This is a genomic window from Bacillus gobiensis (genome assembly GCF_001278705.1).
GTDB classification, from domain to species: domain Bacteria; phylum Bacillota; class Bacilli; order Bacillales; family Bacillaceae; genus Bacillus; species Bacillus gobiensis.
The window spans coordinates 626,699-643,577 of record NZ_CP012600.1 but is presented as its reverse complement, the minus strand read 5'-3'; the positions used below and the strand labels follow the sequence as shown (position 1 = coordinate 643,577).

The following is a 16,879-nucleotide window of genomic DNA, read 5'->3' as shown; positions in this document are numbered from 1 at the left end:
CCCTATCCCAATAGGATGTTACTTCCCGCCTCCACTCGCTTCAATGTTGTTCTTGATTTCCTGAACAGATTCTTCAAGCACGCCGGTGTCTTCCCCTTTGGAGAGCAGTTCAAGCGCTTTATTAAATGGCTCCCATACCTGCTGAATTTCAGGAATGTTCGGCATTGGTTCCCCGTTCTCAACCTGTTTGGCAAATGCACTTATCAGAGGATCCGTTGTAATTTTTTCATTTTCCAAGGCTAAGCGGTTTGCCGGCATTTCGCCAGCTTTTTCGTAATAAAGAAGAGAGTTTTCTTCATTTGAAATAAATTTCATTAAATCAGTAGCCCATTCGCTATTTTTAGAATAAGAAGAAAGCATCCACGACTTCACACCGACTAATGAGGCTGCAGGACTTCCATTAATATCAGGAAGCGGAGCTGCACCAAGCTTTTCACCCAATGCGGCTTTATATTGCGGCAAAGCCCAAGGACCATTTAAAACGACTGCTGCATCCCCTTTCTCGAAAACACCATTTAAAATATCCTGAGTTATCTCCGTAGGCATTTTCTTGTCAGCAAACCATTCCGAAATCATTTGTCCCGTTTGTACAGCACCTTCATTCGCCAAACCGATATCATTTATGTCGTACGTGCCATCGGCTGAACGTTTGAAAATGTATGAATCGTTGTTTGAAAAAAATGGAAAAGCAAAATAAAGATTCGCCGCTTCCATTAAAAAGCCATATTGTTTCTTTTCTGAATTTGTATGTTCTTTCATAATTGCTTGAAGTTCATCCAAGGTTTTTGGAGCTTCGTTTATTTTATCCTTGTTATAAAAAAGCCCGTACGTTTCAACGACCATAGGTAAGCCATAAGTTTGCCCTTCATAGGTGACAGCAGAAACAGCTGTTTCCGAGTATTGCTTTTCTTCTTCTCCCAACTGAACTGGAGCTGCTAATCCTTGAAGCAAAATATCTCCAAGTCTGTCATGAGGCTGAAAGAATAAATCCGGACCTTTGCCGGCAGGTCCGTCCAGTGAAAGCTTTTCAATTTGACTCAGCATATCCGTTTCAATCATTTCGATTTGTATTCCAGTTTTTTTCGTGTATTTTGTGAATATTTCTTTTAATGCCGTTTTCTGATCTTCATTGTTGTTCACCCAAACGACAAGCTTTTCCGGTTTTTCAATCCCTTCCGATGAAGATCTCTCTTTTTGTGCGTTATTCACTTCCTCTGCGCTACGTTGCGGTCCGCAGGCGGCAAGTAATCCGAAGACTAGAAAAACGGCGAAAAGCGTTAAAAGCAATTTCTTCATTTCTTCCCCCTCCATTATCGAAAAAATTAAGACAAACGCCTTATAATTGAAAACGTTTACATTAATATTATAACTTTCCCTCCAACATTATCCATCTATTTTTTAACCCATCCATGAATTGACATGGTTTATCGAAACACTTATTCTAATCATAAACGAAATGCGAGGTGGTCTTTGTAATGTTTAAAGAAGCCGTGTATCACCGTCCACGAGGCAGTTATGCATATGCATACGATGAGAAAACCATTCATATTCGGCTGCGTACGAAGAAAGCGGATGCAAAGAGAGTTCAGTTGATTTTTGGCGATCCGTATGATTTTGACAGCGACCGTAACTGGATGGCAGAAAAGCAGGATATGGAGAAAATCGGAAACGATGAACTGTTTGATTATTGGCTCATTGCCGTGCAGCCTCATCACCGCAGGCTCCGTTACGGATTCGAACTTTTTGGAGAAAGCGACAGCATTGTTTTAACTGAAAAAGGCTTCTATGACTCCGCACCTCTTGACGATGTCGCCTACTATTTTTGTTTTCCCTTTATTCATAAAAATGACCTTTTAAAAGCACCAGATTGGGTAAAAGACACGATTTGGTATCAAATTTTTCCTGAGAGATTCGCCAATGGTGATCCTTCAAATGATCCCGAAGGAACTGTGCCTTGGAATAGCGAAGAGCCAAAGGTTGATAACTTTTTCGGAGGCGATTTCCAAGGAATTATTCATCACCTTGACTATTTACAACAACTTGGAATTAACGGAATTTATTTCAATCCATTTTTTATCGCACCTACAAACCATAAATACGACACGAAAGACTACAAAGAAATCGACCCTCAATTCGGCGACAAAGAAACATTGAAAAAACTCGTCAACGAATGCCATAATCGCGGAATCAAAGTTATGCTAGACGCCGTTTTTAATCATAGCGGCTATGAGTTCCCTCCATTTCAGGATGTGCTTAAACATGGTGAACAGTCAAAATATAAGGACTGGTTCCACCTTCACGAGTTTCCTTTGCAAACAGAGCCTATCCCTAATTACGATACATTTGCCTACGAGCACACGATGCCAAAACTCAATACGTCTCATCCTGAGGTGAAAAAGTATTTTCTGGAGGTCGGTACATACTGGGTGAAAGAGTTTGATATTGACGGCTGGAGACTTGATGTCGCTAATGAAGTCGATCATCATTTTTGGAAGGAATTCCGCCACGCTGTAAAAAGCATCAAAGACGATGTATATATCCTCGGTGAAATTTGGCATGATTCTTTGCCATGGCTGGAAGGCGACCAATTTGATGCCGTGATGAATTATCCTTTTACAATCGGTGCTAATGATTTCTTTTTAAAGGATAAAACCAGTGCCAGCCAATTTAAAAATACGATGCAAACAGTGCTGAATATGTATCCCCAGCAAGTAAATGAAGTCTCCTTCAATTTACTGGGCAGCCATGACACGCCTAGAATATTAACGATTGCCGGCGGGAACAAGGAAAAAGTAAAACAGGTTTTGGCCTTTCAGCTCAGCTTTCCTGGCTCGCCATGCATCTATTATGGTGATGAAATCGGGATGGCAGGAGAAAATGACCCTGGCTGCAGAGCATGTATGATTTGGGACGAGAACCAGCAAGACCAAGATATGCTGAATCACGTAAAAAAGCTGATATCCCTTCGCCGCTCCTTGCCGCTTATGCGAAATGAGGGAAGCTTCCGGATTTTAAACACGAATCCAGATGACCAATCACTTATATATACGAGGGAAGACGATGATCAAAAGCTCATTTGCATGATGTCTAACAAGGACAGTGAAAGTAAAGTAAATCTCCCGGCTGAACTAGGACTTGCCGGAAAAAAGGTAGCGGACATCTGGACAAACGAAGAAATCAGTTTTGAAGATGACGAGACGGAGATTACCCTCCCCGCTTATGGATTTAAGTTTTTGCTCCTTACAAAATAGCTGCCAGCCTGGCAGCTGTTTTGTTTTATAAGGGTTCTCTTAAGATGTGATTTGATTATTTCTTTGATATATAATGCCCTGTTCGTCACATTTTCCGGCGATCTTTCCTTCATTTGGGCGGTCATCACAATTGAACCATAAAACATCCCATTCATCTGCTGCCTCCCAGTTCCTCCATGATCTCTGCTAAAACCTTAATTCCTTTTTCTAAATCCTGCATTGAAGAGTATGCATAGGAAAATCTGATGCAGCTGGATGCTGCCGGATCGTAAATATTTCCTGGATTAATAAGAACATTTCGTTTCAATGCTTTTTCGAATAATTCATGTACTCGTATTTCCTTCGGGAAGGTGATCCATATGTAAAATCCTCCAGCTGGAATCGTCCAATGGGCGCTCCCGCCAAAATAAGTTTGTAACAGTTGCAGCGCCTTTTCTCTTCGTCGTTTCAGAGCGCTTCGTATCACCTTTAAATGTTCGTCATAGTAGCCTTCGGACAGCCATTCGGCGGCAATCGATTGCGATAAAGCGCTCGTTCCATAATCCGTCTGCATTTTTATGTCTGCCAGCCTTTCTATGACAGGCTCAGGACCAATAATCCATCCGACACGAAGGCCGGGACTGGCTGTTTTCGATAAGCTGCCGACGTACAAAATATTTCCTTCCTTGTCCTTTGATTTCAGCGGAGGCGGAGGAGGATCGTCGAGCCAAAGATCCCTGTACACGTCGTCTTCAATCATAGGAAGCTGTTCCTCCCGGCAAAGCTTCTGGAGCTCCTTTCTTCTGGCTTCTGACATGGTAATCCCGGTTGGATTGTGAAAAGAAGGAATCGTATACAAAAGATCTGTAGAGAGCTGCTGCTTGTATTGGCGCAAGAGACTTGTTTTTACCCCATCCTTATCCATCGGAACCCCAATTACTTGTGTGCCTCCAGACTGGAAAAACTTGATTGAATGAAGATAGCTCGGGCTTTCCGCTAATACGATCGAACCTTTTTTTAGCAGGCCAAAGGAAACGAGCTGCAACGCTTGTAACGCTCCTGACACAATGAGTATGTTGGACGGTGAAGCCTGAATGTCATATCTTTCAAGGTGCTTGCTGACAGTCTGCCTTAGAATGATGTTGCCTTTTGGTTCTTCATAGCCAAGTGCTACTTTAGAAAAGGACATTTTCTTTATTACACTTTCCATTTTGCTTACTGGCAGCAGGTCTTTAGAAAGCTCACCTGTTCCAAGCCGGATGATTTCTTCGTTGAATTCCTCTCTGTTTATTTTTTGAATGATAGAAAAATTGGGGTGGTAGCTTCCTTTTTTGACGTAAGAATTCCAATCCAAAGATGCATACGCTGACAGCAGGCTCCACGTATTGTTGCATACCTTCGTACCGCCTCCAGTTTTCCCTTCCACCAAACCTTGGGCGTAAAGTTCACCCATTGCTTCCACCACTGTACTTCGATTGACTTGGAACCGTGCGGCTAGAGCTCTCTGGGAAGGGAGCTTTGTTCCAACAGTCCATTCCCCATGAATGATTTTGCGCTTTATAAAATCTTCTATTTGTTTATGAAGCGGGATGCCAGAATACCTATCTATTTTCCATTCCTGATCCGTCATATGTGCCCCTCTTAGCTTTTTTCTTTAGCTTATCATTTGGTTGGGTTAAAAACCATCCAAATGGTTGGAGACTTCGGGTAGTCTCTGCACTTATACTGGTGGAGAAAGAGGTGTATTACATTGAATGGAATGCTTCATGGATTTATTTTAGCTTTTGGCTTGATTCTGCCATTAGGAGCTCAAAACGTTTTTATTTTTCAGCAGGGGGCTTACCATAAAAGCTTGGCAAGAGCATTTCCTGCAATTCTCACGGCTTCGATTTGTGATACCGTTTTAATCGTATTAGCTATAATGGGCATTTCTGTTCTGGTTTTTGGAAATCCCGTCGTTGAAAACATTTTAATCGGCGCAGGCGTTCTATTCTTGTTTTATATGGGATGGACGACTTGGAACAGTGAGATTACTCAAGCAGATGACGGTTCCGAAAGCTTCTCTTTGAAAAAACAAGTGAGTTTTGCTGCGTCCGTATCTCTTCTTAACCCGCATGCCATTTTGGATACGATCGGTGTGATCGGCACAAGCTCTCTTCAATATTCAGGAATGGAAAAGCTGCTTTTTGCCTTCACGTGTATTCTCGTATCCTGGATATGGTTTTTCTCACTGGCTTTCTGCGGCTTTGTATTGCAAAAAAAGAATCCGTCCGGGAGATGGATGCTCATTTTAAATAAAGGATCGGCGTGTCTTATCTGGGGAATCGCTGCGTACATGGCCGTAAGCCTTTTTACATAAGAAACAGCTGCTGATCTGCAGCCTAGACAATTCGCTTTGCATACTGGTAGAATGATGAAAAATAGATAGAGGTAGACGGTATTGAAAAAAAGATTAGGCTGCCTTCACGCCCATTATTCCAATATTGAATATATAGAAAATGCACTTTCTTCATTTGACATCGAAATCTTGCATTTTGTAGACCCGGCATTAATCTATCGTGTGACATCAGATCATAACTTCCTGGCATCAGATGCTCAAAATAAGGTAATTGAACAAATTGAATGGATTGCGCAATCCAAAGTCGATGCAATACTTATTACTTGCACAAATTATATTGCTTTTTTGGAAGAATGCCGGCTCTCACTTTCCATTCCAATTATTAAGATTGATGAACCTTTCTTTCATGACATTTGCAATATACAACAGCCACAAACTATCCTTTTTACAAATCCTGCAACTGTTGAGGGTACTTTAAATCGTCTTCATCTTTTTGCTGATACATTCAAAAAATCATTAGATTTAGAAGTTATTGTTATTGAAAATACCTTTGATTTGATTATGAATGGTCAAAGAGAAACGTACAATCAAGAAGTAACTAATTTTTTAAAACAAATGTTAAAAGATGAAAAGAAGGTTATTTCCGTTGCACAGCTATCTATGGTTAATGCTGCTGGGAAAGTAGAGGACGAAACATCTAGGACAATTATTAATCCCTTAAACTCACTCGTATTATCCATTGTTAATCAATTAGAATTAAAGATGAATGTTCAGTCGTAAAGCTTGGATTTAATATGGTCCCCTTCAGGAAGAAGGGGATTTTTACTTTATCATATTTCCGCTAGAATCGATTGTTTCTCTTCTGAGGTAATCGAATGACGATCATTAAAAACCTGATAATTGTTCATTCTTATTTTATTTAATATCGCTTTATAAAAGTACGCTGCCGCTTTCACCGAATTCCTCGAATACAAGGGGTATTCATTGATTGAATCAAAAGCTTCTTCGTAATACGCTTCCGCTTCAAATGCGAGATATTCCCACACCGAAATAAACTCCTGATTCACATCTCTTTTTCCGATAAGCTCGTCTGAATAACCAAACTGAGCCATCGCTTCCTGTGGCAAATAAACCCGGTTTCGCACTTCGTAATCCTCGCCGATGTCCCGTAATATATTGGTCAGCTGCATCGCAAGCCCTAATGAAACAGCACTATTGTGCAGACTCTTTTTCTTTCGGGGGGCAAGAATCGGCAAAAGCATGACGCCAACGGTACCAGCTACGAGGTAAGAATAATAAAGAACTTCTTCTAACGATTCATACCTGCTTTTTTCTAAATCCATTTTTTGGCCTTGAAGCAACTCATTTATCGGTTCTCCATCCAGTTGAAACTGTTGAAACGATTCATGAAGGGCAACCCACATGTAGTGATTTGAATCAAATTCCCCTTTCAAAAATAAGCTCCATTCTCTTTCAAATTCAATTAGCTCCTCTTTCGGAGACTTTCCTTCATCCACAATATTGTCAATGGTGCGGCAAAGCGTATAAATTGCCCATACTGCGTTTCTTTTTTGTTTAGGCAGCTTACGGAACGCAGTATAAAAACTATTTGAATGTTGTTTGATCACATTTTCGCATTTTTTGTAGGCATCTTCTGCAGTCATCACTATTATCACTTCCTCCAAGATTTTTTTCAGTCTAACACGTATGGAAAGTCCGGGAAACAATAAAAATGTCTAATGTTTCTCTTTCTTCACAATAGCTTTCGCAGTGATTTTGGCCGACTCCAGAATTGTCGGCAATCCGCTTCCCGGGTGTGTTGCTCCTCCGACAAGCCAGCAGTTTTCCAGCTCTTCAAATTGATTGTGAGGCCTCATCACCATCAACTGAGAAAGCATATGGCTAAGAGAGTATATCGCCCCTTTATATATGGACATGTCTTCTTCCCACTGTTTCGGCGTTATCGTCTTTTCAATGACCACATGCTTACGAAGATCATTAAAGCTTGTCCGTTTTTCAATCGTATCGAACACGAGCTCACGGAACCGCTCCTCGTGTTTATCCCAATCGATTCCGCTCTTGCTGTTCGGAACGGGTACGTGAATGTAAAGCGCAGAACCCCCTTTTGGAGCGAGTGTAGAATCCGTGACACTGGCGTTTTGAATATAGATAGAAGGATCATCAGGAAGCTCAAACGATTTCGTCAATTGCTCCGAATTCCGCTTATAATCATTGGCAAAAACAATTGTGTGGTGAGACAGGGGATAGCATTTATCCAATCCTAAGTACATCGTATACGCCGAACACGAATACGATTTGTTTTCAAGCCTTCTCTTTGAATATTTTTTTAAGACGCCTTCATCCACCATCGTTGTCATCGTATGGGCAAAATCACTATTTACTATTACCTCATCCGCTTCAATCCTTTCTCCGGAAAAAAGCTCTACTCCTTTTACTATTTTGCCATCGAGCACTAGCTTTCGTACTCCTTTTTCCAAATAAATGATCGCACCGAGCTCAGCAGCTGCTTTTGCCATAGCTTTGCTTAGTTGGTTAATCCCACCTTCCGGATGAAAAACACCGTATTCATGTTCTATGTATGGAAGGATTGAAAATAAGCCCGGTGATTCCCATGATGACATTCCAAGGTAGTTTGATTGAAAGGTAAATGCCTGCTTGATACGTTCATCCTTAAAATAAGAGGAGACATCGTTGTACAAGCTTTTCGTAAGAGACAGCCAAGGCAGAGCACGCACGACCCTCCAGCTTGCATAATGATAAAACTTGTCCATTTTGCTCTGCAAAATCGGAACAAGTACATTCATTTTTCTTTTCGTTTTTTTCATAAAACGAAGGTACCCATCCCCGTCTCCAGGTGCTATTTGATCAATCCGTCTTTTCATTTCTTCTATATCTTGTGTCACCTTTAAGCTTGTCTCATCAAAAATAAGCTCGTAAAGCTCTGTCAGCTCGATCATCCTTATATAGTCATGAAGATTTTTCCCCGCGTAGGCAAACACGTCTTCGGCAATATAAGCCATATTGAGAAAGGTCGGTCCTTTGTCAAACATAAAATCGCCGAGTTTCAGACGTGAATTGCTGCCGCCAATCGTCTTTTTCTTTTCAAATACTTCGACATGAAATCCTCTACTCGCGAGCATCATAGCTGCGGCGAGTCCGCCTGGGCCAGCTCCGATAATCAGTATTTTTTTCGCCATATTGTCCTCCTTTCACTTTAAGGGAATAGCCAGGCTGCAAAAAACCTGGCTCATTGCCCCTACTCTTCGATATCAATTCTGTACTCTTCAAACCACGTGTGAATTTGAGCAAGGTGAGCCAAAAGCTGAGGTCCCATCATTAACTGGCCGAACCAAGGGACTTTAAAAGAAGAGCCTTTTGTATCCAGCAATTCATTCACCTTTTTTATATCCAATAAACTGTGGAGGACGGAGTCTTTATTTTTCAGTAAAGAAGAAAGCCACTTCGAAACAGCTTCTGTATAATATGGATGGTGCGTTTTCGGATATGGGCTTTTTTTCCGATACAAGACTTCTTCCGGCAAGATACCTTCCAGTGCTTTTCGCAAAATCCCTTTTTCTCTGTTTCCATGCATTTTTATTTCCCATGGAATATTCCAGACATACTCTACAAGGCGATGATCTGCAAACGGCACTCGCACTTCAAGGCTTGCTCCCATGCTCATTCTGTCTTTTCTTTCCAAAAGAGTATTCATAAACCAAAGCATGTTTAAGTAAAATAACTGCCTTCTGCTTTTCTCGATTTCCGTCTCGCCTTCAAGAAGCGGCGTTTCATTCAATGTATCTTCGTATCTTCTTCTCACGTACTCCGGCAGATTTAACTTGCTTTGCCATTTGTCCTGGAGAAGTCCTACACGTTCACTTGTCGATCGCATCCATGGAAACCCTTCCTCTTCTCCAGGCTTATGAAACCAAGGATACCCGCCGAAAATTTCATCAGCACATTCTCCAGATAAACTAACGACAAAGTCTTTTTTTATTTCACGGCAAAACCAAAGCAAGGATGAATCAACATCCGCCATACCCGGCAAGTCCCTTACAATGACCGATTCTTTCAAATGATGAACGAGCTCATCCTGAGAAATGATACAGCTGTGGTGCTGAGTCCCAAACGTACTCGTCATTTTCTCAATCCAATAGCCATCCGCATTCGGCTGAAAAGCGGAGGCTTTAAAGTATTGATCATTGCCTTCATAATCGATGGAGAAGGTATGCAGCGGCCCTTTTCCTTCCTTCTCAAATTCCGTTGCAGCAATCGCTGAAATCGCGCTTGAATCAAGTCCTCCGGATAGGAACGTACAAACAGGCACATCTGAAACAAGCTGTCTCTTCACCGCATCTTTAAACAGATCTCTAACGGTTGAAACAGTTTCTTCAAGAGTGTCCTGATGCTTTTCGCTTTTGACATTCCAGTATCTCCAAACCTTCAATCCATTTCGGGAAAACGTCATTGCATGGGCGGATCTTAGCTCTTTTAAGCCTTTAAATACGGCCGATCCCGGCGTTCTGGACGGTCCAAGGGCAAAGATTTCAGAAAGCCCTTCCCGATCTACCTTAGCTTTTACATCCGGATGCGCCAATATAGCTTTTATTTCTGATCCAAATAAAAAAGACGATCCTGACTCTGTATAAAAAAACGGTTTGACTCCGAGACGGTCTCTTGCAGCAAATAAACTTTCCCTGCTCTCATCCCATATCGCAAATGAAAAAATTCCGTTCAAGTGCTGCAAGCATTCTTCCTTCCATTCAATATACGCATGGAGCAGAACCTCTGTATCCGATGTTCTTTTAAACTCATGGCCCCGCTGAATCAATTCCTTGCGTAGATCTTCGGTGTTGTATAGTTCTCCGTTGTAAATAATTGTATACTCCTCTTGTTTATGGACGCTTCTCATCGGCTGCCGTCCGCCGATTAAATCGACTACGGCCAACCGTTTATGGCCAAATAGAACATGGGGTCTTCCCCATACATTTGATTCATCCGGTCCTCGTAACAACAACGTGTCTGCCATATCCTCAATAATCGAGGTTTCATGGGAAATTTCTTTTTTGAAATCAACCCATCCAGTGATTCCACACATCAGCTTCAGCTCCAATCTTAGGTTGTATCCTTTAATACCGTATGATCCTTGCACTTTCAATAGTTTATGCTACCGCAAAGAATAGTTGAATTGTCCAAATGGAGTTGTATGGGACGAGCTTGTTTTGGAAACACAATAAAATAGAAGAAGATGTAAGGAGAAAAAACATGTTGACAGAAGAGCGAAAAAAAAGAATATCTCTTGAAGCGGGAAGCTGTGCAATCGGCTATATTATGATTGAAGACGGCCATTGTCTCATTGAAGACGAAACCGGAGATCTTTTCTTGCCTGAAAGTATAAATGGCCTTATTTGGATGAATACCGGAGCAGCATGGGCGGAGGGCACACTTTGTGGAAGTAAGCATGAATTTCAAATGAAGGATAAAATCATTAAGCTTAAAGGCGGAGAAGAAATAAGCTACCCTTTGAACCTTTTTAAGCCGCTGGAGGAACTGTTGGAGCAGCTGAATGACCGGCAATTTGAATTGCTGTTACGGGAGCTAAACCGGCTCGGCTTTTCACTCTTTGATTGCGTGTACAGTTTTCACCCTCTTTCTTATTCATCTTTAAAGAAGGAATCAGACTTTTCCGGGGCTGGTTTTTTTCAATTTGCAAATGACATCAGCCACTGTTCCTTACAGCATCATTTTAAAAGAGGCGAATTCACAAGTGACCGATTTGAATTTACCCTTTCATCAGGAGAACGCAGCCTGCTCATGGAAGCAGAGCAAAAATGAAAGCTGCCAGTACAGACAGCTTTCATTACAGATTAAAACAATTTGAACCCAAGCTGAAGGCGCAGGCCGAGAGCAATCGTGACTACAATCGCGATAATAAAAGCAATCCACATCCCAGTTGTTGATTTTTGTTTCTTACGGCGAATCAACAGCATTTCCATGAACCCAATTGAGATAATACCAAGAATCGCTTTTGAGATGTATTCGCCATTCCAAAGCTGTAAGCGAAACAGCAAGTCTGCACCAGTGGCAATAATTAATAGATAAATAAGCCTTAAAATCATATGGACAATTTTCGCTCCGCTTTTGCTGCCAGATGAATACATGGCATAGGTGACGAACACGAAAATCAAGCCGATGACCCATGTCGTAATATGTAAGTGTGTGCTCAAGTTCATTTAGCCCCTTTCATCAAATCACAATCAATTCAATCGTACCATGAAAGCGCTCAGATATAAATTTAAAAATATGAATATATAATCGGGATTCCACCCGTCAAAGAGGTATTTAATAGAATATTGCTCCGGTATTTTCTAAGGTCGTCCCTTTCTTTTAATCAATTCAAATTTTTTTTGGTTCAATTTTGCTTCCACCTGTTGTTCCTGAGTTTTTCGCATAAAAAATTCCATAAGCTTAATTGCGACAAGCCCATGGAACATACAAGAACGTGGTCATTTACAATGTATTTATGGGCTGCGCTATTTTATCATTACAATTCATAGCGCAGCCCTTATTTTTATGTTTTATTTGTAATAGCAACTATTTTTCCGTTATTTTACTTGATTAGAAAGCGTTCCAATTCCTTCGATTGTAATTTCTACTTGATCTCCAGACTTTAAATATTTTGGCGGATTAAATCCTTTTCCGACGCCTGCCGGAGTACCGGTTGCAATAATATCACCCGGTTCTAGTGTCATCCCCCGTGATAGCGTTTCTATTAATTCAGGGATTGAAAAAATTAAATCTTTCGTATTTCCCGACTGTCTTAATTCTCCATTCACTTTCGTTTCAATATGTAAATGTTCCGGATCTGCAATTTGAGATTTATGAACGATATAAGGCCCGATCGGACAAGAAGCATCCAAGCTTTTTCCAAGAAAAAACTGCTTATGCCGGCTTTGAAGATCCCTGGCAGTCACATCATTTATAATTGTGTAACCAAATACATGATCCATCGCGTCTGCTTTTGAAATACTCCGGCCTTGTTTGCCAATCACGACAGCAAGCTCGCCCTCATAGTCAAGCTCCGATGTTACGTCTTGATGGGCAAGTATGTTATCTCCATCGCCTATTACTGTTGTAGGTGCTTTCGTAAATACCATTACATGTTCCGGGATGTCTGCTTCGCTGCCCAATTCTAATGCGTGGTCTCGATAGTTCTTGCCAATACAAAAAATATTTTTCAGAGGCCTTTGAATCGGAGCAAGCAGTCTTACCTCGGAAAGGCTGTAAATAAACGAACCAGATTCATCGTTTGGTTTCTTTGCCCACTCTGTAAGCTGCTGAACGTGGTTTACAAATCTTTGGCCCTCTTTCATGCAATCAATTAAACTCGAAGGAATAGTTTCCAGCTCAAACAGTTTCCTTTCCGCTTTTTTCAGATCCATTACTAGATTCTCTTCCACTACTAGACCAATAAATATTTTTCCGTGTAGTTCTCCTGTTAGAAATTTCATTACTTCTCCCTCTCAATCGTTAAGAATCCCTAAGCTGCAATGCCCTTACCTGTTATTATTCTCTATGGATAAGCAAAAACCTTTTTTTCGTTAAACAAAATCACAAAACAGAGCAAACAACTATACCAAGAAAACATTTTCAACAGTATTCTCTGAGTGAATTAGATCAAAATTTCAAAATTATTGGTGAAAACAAAAGGGAATTCTTTAAAAATATTGTCGTGTTTTATGTATTTTTGACGAAACTAATGCTTTAGTAATAAAATGCGCTATACTATCTATATATTTAATTTAAAATTGAAAGTTGGCGTCTTAATGAAAATAAATACAATTGAAGAAAAAAGGCTGGATCTTATTCAAACTGCCCGAAAATTTGGTTTAAATTCGAAAGAAACCATTCAGTGTAGTCAAGAGCTGGACAACCTGTTAAGCAAATACCTGCATGAACATCCGGAACATTTCCAAGAAGTATTAAACCGTCCAATACGTTAATTTTCTCCATATCCATTCAATTGGCCCATAACGGAATTTTCTCAGCCAAATATGGCACCCCAACATTTGAAGTATATAAAAGAAAACAACAATAAGGACGAGCTGCACCGATGAAAGCGAGCCGTATAAACCATATCCGTACCCGTAAAAAAGGATGGAGCAAAATACTGTCTGCGACAAATAGCATGTGATGGACATTTTCCCTACAGGTATAAATAGCTTCCATCCTTTTGCAGGTGCTTCTTTTCCGTGAAGTAATAGCAATGCAGCACTTATATAGAAAAGCGTAAAAATTGGCGCACCAATAAAGTTTTGAAGCATTACCCATGATATATGCGTTCCTGCTGCCACGGGAAGCAGTTTAATCGGCAAGCCGATGACGAAGGCACAAATCATGACCACTTTTATCTCCTTTTTTATACCTGCGCTCCAATTCTTTTTGAACCATCCTCTTTTATATGCATATATCCCCAACAGCATAAAAGGCAGAATAAGAAATAAAAAGAAGAATATCCCCAAAGCGTTTGCAGTAAACCATTCGGAAATTCGCAAAGCCATTACTTCCCAAAAGCTACCGTCTTGATAGATTCTTATAGTATCTTGAATGCTGGTTGGATCTGCATACTGCAGCTCTTCAGCTGGGACAAGAAGCGCCAACAGCCCGAGTAGAGCGGTAAAGCATACAGGCACATAAAGAGCCGCTCCCCAGATGAGCAATGTCAATGGCTTTTTGTTGATAAACAAAAGCAAAAGAAATCCTATTACTGAATAGGTAAGTAAAATATCGCCATGCCAAACAAAAAGAATATGTATGATTCCGAAGAACAGCAAAGCGAAAAGCCTTCTAGTAAAATATGCGTGAAAAGAAAATCCTTTTTGGACAGATCTCTCATAAATTATGTATGCACCCGCTCCGAACAAAAAAGAAAATAACGGATAAAAACTGCCCTGGGCAAAGACAGTAACGAACGCTTCCAGCCAATAATTCAGTGTATCAGTACTTGAAATAATTGTTCCTGTGGAACTGATCGGTTCTTTGAAATCAAAAATATTTACCAAAAATATCCCTAATATGCTGATTCCTCTCAAAATATCAAGAGAAACAATCCTCTCTCCTGCATGCACAGGCTGAATCTCATTATTCATTCATCATCCTCCATAATTCATAATCACAATTGATCAACCACCACATACCTTATCTTATATAGCCCAAATTGTATAATCAAGTACGCAATTAAGATTTTTCGCAAAAAGGATGTTGCCTTATGCCTGCGATCGTGGGTGCTTTTAAAGTCAATGTTGTTGGTACGAGCAGCGTCGTGCATGTTGGTGATTGCATAACGATTTCGCCCTACAGTGAAGTAAAGACCTTTTCCGGTGCGGGGAGCTTTAATACGGGAGATGGATTAAATATTTACAATCAAAATAACGTGACAAATTCATATGATAATGACTTTATTGATCAACCAACTGTAGGAAATTTTTAAGAGGTGACTCAAAATGAATTTTTATATTAATCAGTCGATCCACATCAATTATTTAAGGGTTGAATCGGTGAGCAATTCTTCGGTATTGCAAATTGGCAGTGCAGGTTCCATTAAATCTTTATCCAATTTGTACAATACAGGCAGCTATACAGAGCCTGCACCAGAGGTACCGTCACCAGGAACCGGACCTACATCAGAAGGCCCGTCACCGGGAGCCGGTCCTGAATCCTTCGTCCCTTTACAGTCACCTGTTTTCTAATTGTTTTATTCAAAGTAACCATGTAAGGGGTGCAAAGACTGATGCAACAATATCCTCCAAATGTAAATACACCGCATCAACAAAATATGCAATCCTACTATCAACATCAAGCATCAAAAATAGAAGAGCTTGAAAAAAAACTTGCTGATCTGCAGAAGCAAATTGATGCCTTGCAAGATCGTCCAAACACAAAGATTGATAAAATTGAATATAAATTTGACCAATTAAAAATCGAAAAGCTTGAAGGCACGCTAAATATCGGTTTAAACCCGCTTGATCCGAATCAAGTTGACAATTTTGAGGTGAGCCAGAATCAACCTGGTTCTCCTCAGGGGCCGCTTTATCAGCAAGGAATGCCGCCGCAGCAAGACATGCAATTGCCTGTTTTTCAAAGATCGAGACAGCTGGTGGAAATGTTTTTGATCGAGGAGGCACCTTTACTAATCGAACAGCTGGAACAACGATTTAATCAGCGGCTTGATGACGCAAACCGCCTTCACATAGTTAATGACATCAGAAAACAAATGGACAGCAGAATCCGTTACTATTTAGCCCATTTAAAGCCTTCTGACAATGCTTCTCCTGAGCAGCATGCCGATCAGATTGCATCACATGTGAAGCGGGATGTCTCCAATGCCATTGAACATTTTCTAAGGCACATACCAGACGAAATGAAAGGAGCTGATCACGAATGATTTTTACCGTTGTCAATCGTGAGCTGTGTGTTGGTGACATTACTGTGAGAGGGGTAGCTTCTTCTTCCGTTTTTTTAATCGGAGATACAGAGCAGATTTATTTATCCTCCATCTTTGATACACCGCCGGAATCTCTAATTATTGGGCCTCTTGTCCCGCTGGCACCGGAATAATGATTAATCGAACATCTAAGATCGATCTATTCAAAATCAATTCGGTTGGACTCTGCAGCCTTGTTCAAATCGGCGATTCCAATGAAATTCTGCCAAAAATAAAAGTATTAGCAGTTCAGAGGCAAATCTCTACTTTCTTTGGTAACGAAGGTTCACTTAAACGGGAGGACTTTCAAACGTTTCATCAGCCATTCCCTTATCTGCTACCTGAAACGTCTGTCCACACGGCTTTTTTTCACGAGAAACCGCTGATTCATGTTCATTCGATCAAGATTCAAGCAGTTTCTTCTTCTTCAATTTTTCAAATTGGTTCTACTCCTTTAATTGACGCAAAATCACGAACGAAGCATATTCGGAAATTACTTTCTAACGAATCACGTGGGTCCACTTAAACGCATATAGTATCTCGAGACTTTCTAAAAGGGTGTCGGATATGCCAGCGATTGTCGGACCAATTAGCATCAATTCAATTTCAGGCGGTGTCGTAAACTTTGGAGACTCCTTTTATCTCTCACCAAAAAGCTCTTCTAAAACCGCGAGTGGTGCCGGAGCAGGAAATACAGGAGATTTCCTGATTGTTAATAATGGCATTAATGCAACAAACTATATTGATCCGGATGTCAACGACCAAAACATGGTAGGAAATGGGTAAAGCAGCTTCTCGTAAAAATGA

At 40.7% G+C, this 16,879-nt stretch carries 20 protein-coding genes; 11 read left to right on the top strand and 9 right to left on the bottom strand.

Annotation, left to right across the window (positions count from 1 at the left end; genetic code table 11):
- Nucleotides 1–18: 18 nt before the first annotated feature.
- Nucleotides 19–1,296 (bottom strand): sugar ABC transporter substrate-binding protein, encoded by a 1,278-nt coding sequence (locus AM592_RS03155; RefSeq protein WP_053602435.1) that lies wholly within the window; start codon nucleotides 1,294–1,296, stop codon nucleotides 19–21.
- 179 nt (nucleotides 1,297–1,475) lie between these two features.
- Here AM592_RS03155 and AM592_RS03150 point away from each other — a divergent pair, with 179 nt between their 5' ends.
- On the top strand, nucleotides 1,476–3,251 hold the full coding sequence (locus AM592_RS03150; protein ID WP_053602434.1) for an alpha-glycosidase: 1,776 nt from the start codon (nucleotides 1,476–1,478) through the stop codon (nucleotides 3,249–3,251).
- Here AM592_RS03150 and AM592_RS03145 read toward each other — a convergent pair.
- Together AM592_RS03145 and AM592_RS03140 are read right to left on the bottom strand one after the other, a co-directional pair.
- Entirely contained in the window at nucleotides 3,218–3,406 is a 189-nt protein-coding gene (locus tag AM592_RS03145) for a hypothetical protein (RefSeq protein WP_053602433.1), read from the bottom strand. The two genes, AM592_RS03150 and AM592_RS03145, sit on opposite strands and share 34 nt — an antisense overlap.
- On the bottom strand, nucleotides 3,403–4,860 hold the full coding sequence (locus tag AM592_RS03140; RefSeq protein ID WP_053602432.1) for an aminotransferase-like domain-containing protein: 1,458 nt from the start codon (nucleotides 4,858–4,860) through the stop codon (nucleotides 3,403–3,405). Before AM592_RS03140 ends, AM592_RS03145 begins: the two co-directional genes overlap by 4 nt.
- A 120-nt stretch (nucleotides 4,861–4,980) precedes the next feature.
- Here AM592_RS03140 and AM592_RS03135 point away from each other — a divergent pair, with 120 nt between their 5' ends.
- On the top strand, nucleotides 4,981–5,589 hold the full coding sequence (locus AM592_RS03135) for a LysE/ArgO family amino acid transporter (protein ID WP_053602431.1): 609 nt from the start codon (nucleotides 4,981–4,983) through the stop codon (nucleotides 5,587–5,589).
- 81 nt (nucleotides 5,590–5,670) lie between these two features.
- The gene (locus AM592_RS03130; protein WP_053602430.1) at nucleotides 5,671–6,348 is read left to right on the top strand and encodes an aspartate/glutamate racemase family protein; all 678 of its coding nucleotides are present in this window, start codon (nucleotides 5,671–5,673) and stop codon (nucleotides 6,346–6,348) included.
- A 50-nt stretch (nucleotides 6,349–6,398) separates the two neighbouring features.
- Here AM592_RS03130 and AM592_RS03125 read toward each other — a convergent pair whose 3' ends face one another.
- The 3 genes from AM592_RS03125 to asnB all read right to left on the bottom strand — a co-directional run bounded on the left by AM592_RS03125 (nucleotide 6,399) and on the right by asnB (nucleotide 10,687).
- Nucleotides 6,399–7,235, bottom strand: coding sequence for a phytoene/squalene synthase family protein (locus AM592_RS03125; RefSeq protein ID WP_053602429.1), 837 nt, complete (start codon nucleotides 7,233–7,235; stop codon nucleotides 6,399–6,401).
- A gap of 69 nt (nucleotides 7,236–7,304) precedes the next feature.
- Entirely contained in the window at nucleotides 7,305–8,786 is a 1,482-nt protein-coding gene (locus tag AM592_RS03120) for a phytoene desaturase family protein (protein ID WP_053602428.1), read from the bottom strand.
- 59 nt (nucleotides 8,787–8,845) lie between these two features.
- The gene (asnB, locus tag AM592_RS03115) at nucleotides 8,846–10,687 is read right to left on the bottom strand and encodes an asparagine synthase (glutamine-hydrolyzing) (RefSeq protein WP_053605961.1); all 1,842 of its coding nucleotides are present in this window, start codon (nucleotides 10,685–10,687) and stop codon (nucleotides 8,846–8,848) included.
- Between the two features lie 167 nt (nucleotides 10,688–10,854).
- Here asnB and AM592_RS03110 point away from each other — a divergent pair, with 167 nt between their 5' ends.
- On the top strand, nucleotides 10,855–11,424 hold the full coding sequence (locus tag AM592_RS03110; RefSeq protein ID WP_053602427.1) for a DUF2777 family protein: 570 nt from the start codon (nucleotides 10,855–10,857) through the stop codon (nucleotides 11,422–11,424).
- 32 nt (nucleotides 11,425–11,456) lie between these two features.
- Here the strand turns inward: AM592_RS03110 and AM592_RS03105 are convergent, their stop codons facing one another.
- Entirely contained in the window at nucleotides 11,457–11,822 is a 366-nt protein-coding gene (locus AM592_RS03105) for a YisL family protein (protein ID WP_053602426.1), read from the bottom strand.
- 372 nt (nucleotides 11,823–12,194) lie between these two features.
- On the bottom strand, nucleotides 12,195–13,100 hold the full coding sequence (locus tag AM592_RS03100; protein ID WP_053602425.1) for a fumarylacetoacetate hydrolase family protein: 906 nt from the start codon (nucleotides 13,098–13,100) through the stop codon (nucleotides 12,195–12,197).
- A gap of 315 nt (nucleotides 13,101–13,415) precedes the next feature.
- Between AM592_RS03100 and AM592_RS23065 the strand changes: the two genes are divergently transcribed.
- On the top strand, nucleotides 13,416–13,592 hold the full coding sequence (locus tag AM592_RS23065; protein WP_082363671.1) for an aspartyl-phosphate phosphatase Spo0E family protein: 177 nt from the start codon (nucleotides 13,416–13,418) through the stop codon (nucleotides 13,590–13,592).
- Here AM592_RS23065 and AM592_RS03095 read toward each other — a convergent pair.
- Nucleotides 13,572–14,738: a DUF418 domain-containing protein gene (locus tag AM592_RS03095; protein ID WP_053602424.1), complete on the bottom strand. Its 1,167-nt coding sequence runs from the start codon at nucleotides 14,736–14,738 to the stop codon at nucleotides 13,572–13,574. The two genes, AM592_RS23065 and AM592_RS03095, sit on opposite strands and share 21 nt — an antisense overlap.
- A 119-nt stretch (nucleotides 14,739–14,857) precedes the next feature.
- Between AM592_RS03095 and AM592_RS03090 the strand changes: the two genes are divergently transcribed.
- Genes AM592_RS03090 through AM592_RS03065 form a run of 6 tightly spaced genes read left to right on the top strand, consistent with a single transcriptional unit; the run spans nucleotide 14,858 to nucleotide 16,858 of the window.
- Entirely contained in the window at nucleotides 14,858–15,079 is a 222-nt protein-coding gene (locus AM592_RS03090) for a spore germination protein (protein ID WP_053602423.1), read from the top strand.
- Nucleotides 15,080–15,092: 13 nt separating this feature from the next.
- Nucleotides 15,093–15,338: a spore germination protein GerPB gene (locus AM592_RS03085; RefSeq protein ID WP_053602422.1), complete on the top strand. Its 246-nt coding sequence runs from the start codon at nucleotides 15,093–15,095 to the stop codon at nucleotides 15,336–15,338.
- Between the two features lie 41 nt (nucleotides 15,339–15,379).
- Complete coding sequence (gene gerPC, locus AM592_RS03080) at nucleotides 15,380–16,033, top strand: spore germination protein GerPC (protein WP_053602421.1); 654 nt, start codon at nucleotides 15,380–15,382, stop codon at nucleotides 16,031–16,033.
- Nucleotides 16,030–16,206 carry a hypothetical protein gene (locus AM592_RS03075; protein WP_053602420.1) on the top strand — a complete coding sequence of 59 codons (177 nt, stop codon included), beginning with the start codon at nucleotides 16,030–16,032 and terminating at the stop codon, nucleotides 16,204–16,206. Before gerPC ends, AM592_RS03075 begins: the two co-directional genes overlap by 4 nt.
- Entirely contained in the window at nucleotides 16,206–16,598 is a 393-nt protein-coding gene (locus AM592_RS03070) for a spore germination protein GerPE (RefSeq protein ID WP_053602419.1), read from the top strand. Before AM592_RS03075 ends, AM592_RS03070 begins: the two co-directional genes overlap by 1 nt.
- A gap of 41 nt (nucleotides 16,599–16,639) precedes the next feature.
- The gene (locus AM592_RS03065) at nucleotides 16,640–16,858 is read left to right on the top strand and encodes a spore germination protein (protein WP_053602418.1); all 219 of its coding nucleotides are present in this window, start codon (nucleotides 16,640–16,642) and stop codon (nucleotides 16,856–16,858) included.
- Nucleotides 16,859–16,879: the final 21 nt, after the last annotated feature.

What these genes read in the sequence shown, in the direction of transcription:
- AM592_RS23065 (WP_082363671.1), top strand. Translation starts at nt 13,416, where the DNA reads ATGAAAATAAATACAATTGAAGAAAAAAGGCTGGATCTTATTCAAACT.
- AM592_RS03065 (WP_053602418.1), top strand. Translation starts at nt 16,640, where the DNA reads ATGCCAGCGATTGTCGGACCAATTAGCATCAATTCAATTTCAGGCGGT.
- asnB (WP_053605961.1), bottom strand. Translation starts at nt 10,687, where the DNA reads ATGTGTGGAATCACTGGATGGGTTGATTTCAAAAAAGAAATTTCCCAT.
- AM592_RS03075 (WP_053602420.1), top strand. Translation starts at nt 16,030, where the DNA reads ATGATTTTTACCGTTGTCAATCGTGAGCTGTGTGTTGGTGACATTACT.
- AM592_RS03140 (WP_053602432.1), bottom strand. Translation starts at nt 4,860, where the DNA reads ATGACGGATCAGGAATGGAAAATAGATAGGTATTCTGGCATCCCGCTT.
- AM592_RS03090 (WP_053602423.1), top strand. Translation starts at nt 14,858, where the DNA reads ATGCCTGCGATCGTGGGTGCTTTTAAAGTCAATGTTGTTGGTACGAGC.
- AM592_RS03095 (WP_053602424.1), bottom strand. Translation starts at nt 14,738, where the DNA reads ATGAATAATGAGATTCAGCCTGTGCATGCAGGAGAGAGGATTGTTTCT.
- AM592_RS03070 (WP_053602419.1), top strand. Translation starts at nt 16,206, where the DNA reads ATGATTAATCGAACATCTAAGATCGATCTATTCAAAATCAATTCGGTT.
- AM592_RS03085 (WP_053602422.1), top strand. Translation starts at nt 15,093, where the DNA reads ATGAATTTTTATATTAATCAGTCGATCCACATCAATTATTTAAGGGTT.
- AM592_RS03155 (WP_053602435.1), bottom strand. Translation starts at nt 1,296, where the DNA reads ATGAAGAAATTGCTTTTAACGCTTTTCGCCGTTTTTCTAGTCTTCGGA.
- AM592_RS03105 (WP_053602426.1), bottom strand. Translation starts at nt 11,822, where the DNA reads ATGAACTTGAGCACACACTTACATATTACGACATGGGTCATCGGCTTG.
- gerPC (WP_053602421.1), top strand. Translation starts at nt 15,380, where the DNA reads ATGCAACAATATCCTCCAAATGTAAATACACCGCATCAACAAAATATG.
- AM592_RS03110 (WP_053602427.1), top strand. Translation starts at nt 10,855, where the DNA reads ATGTTGACAGAAGAGCGAAAAAAAAGAATATCTCTTGAAGCGGGAAGC.
- AM592_RS03100 (WP_053602425.1), bottom strand. Translation starts at nt 13,100, where the DNA reads ATGAAATTTCTAACAGGAGAACTACACGGAAAAATATTTATTGGTCTA.
- AM592_RS03145 (WP_053602433.1), bottom strand. Translation starts at nt 3,406, where the DNA reads ATGAATGGGATGTTTTATGGTTCAATTGTGATGACCGCCCAAATGAAG.
- AM592_RS03120 (WP_053602428.1), bottom strand. Translation starts at nt 8,786, where the DNA reads ATGGCGAAAAAAATACTGATTATCGGAGCTGGCCCAGGCGGACTCGCC.
- AM592_RS03150 (WP_053602434.1), top strand. Translation starts at nt 1,476, where the DNA reads ATGTTTAAAGAAGCCGTGTATCACCGTCCACGAGGCAGTTATGCATAT.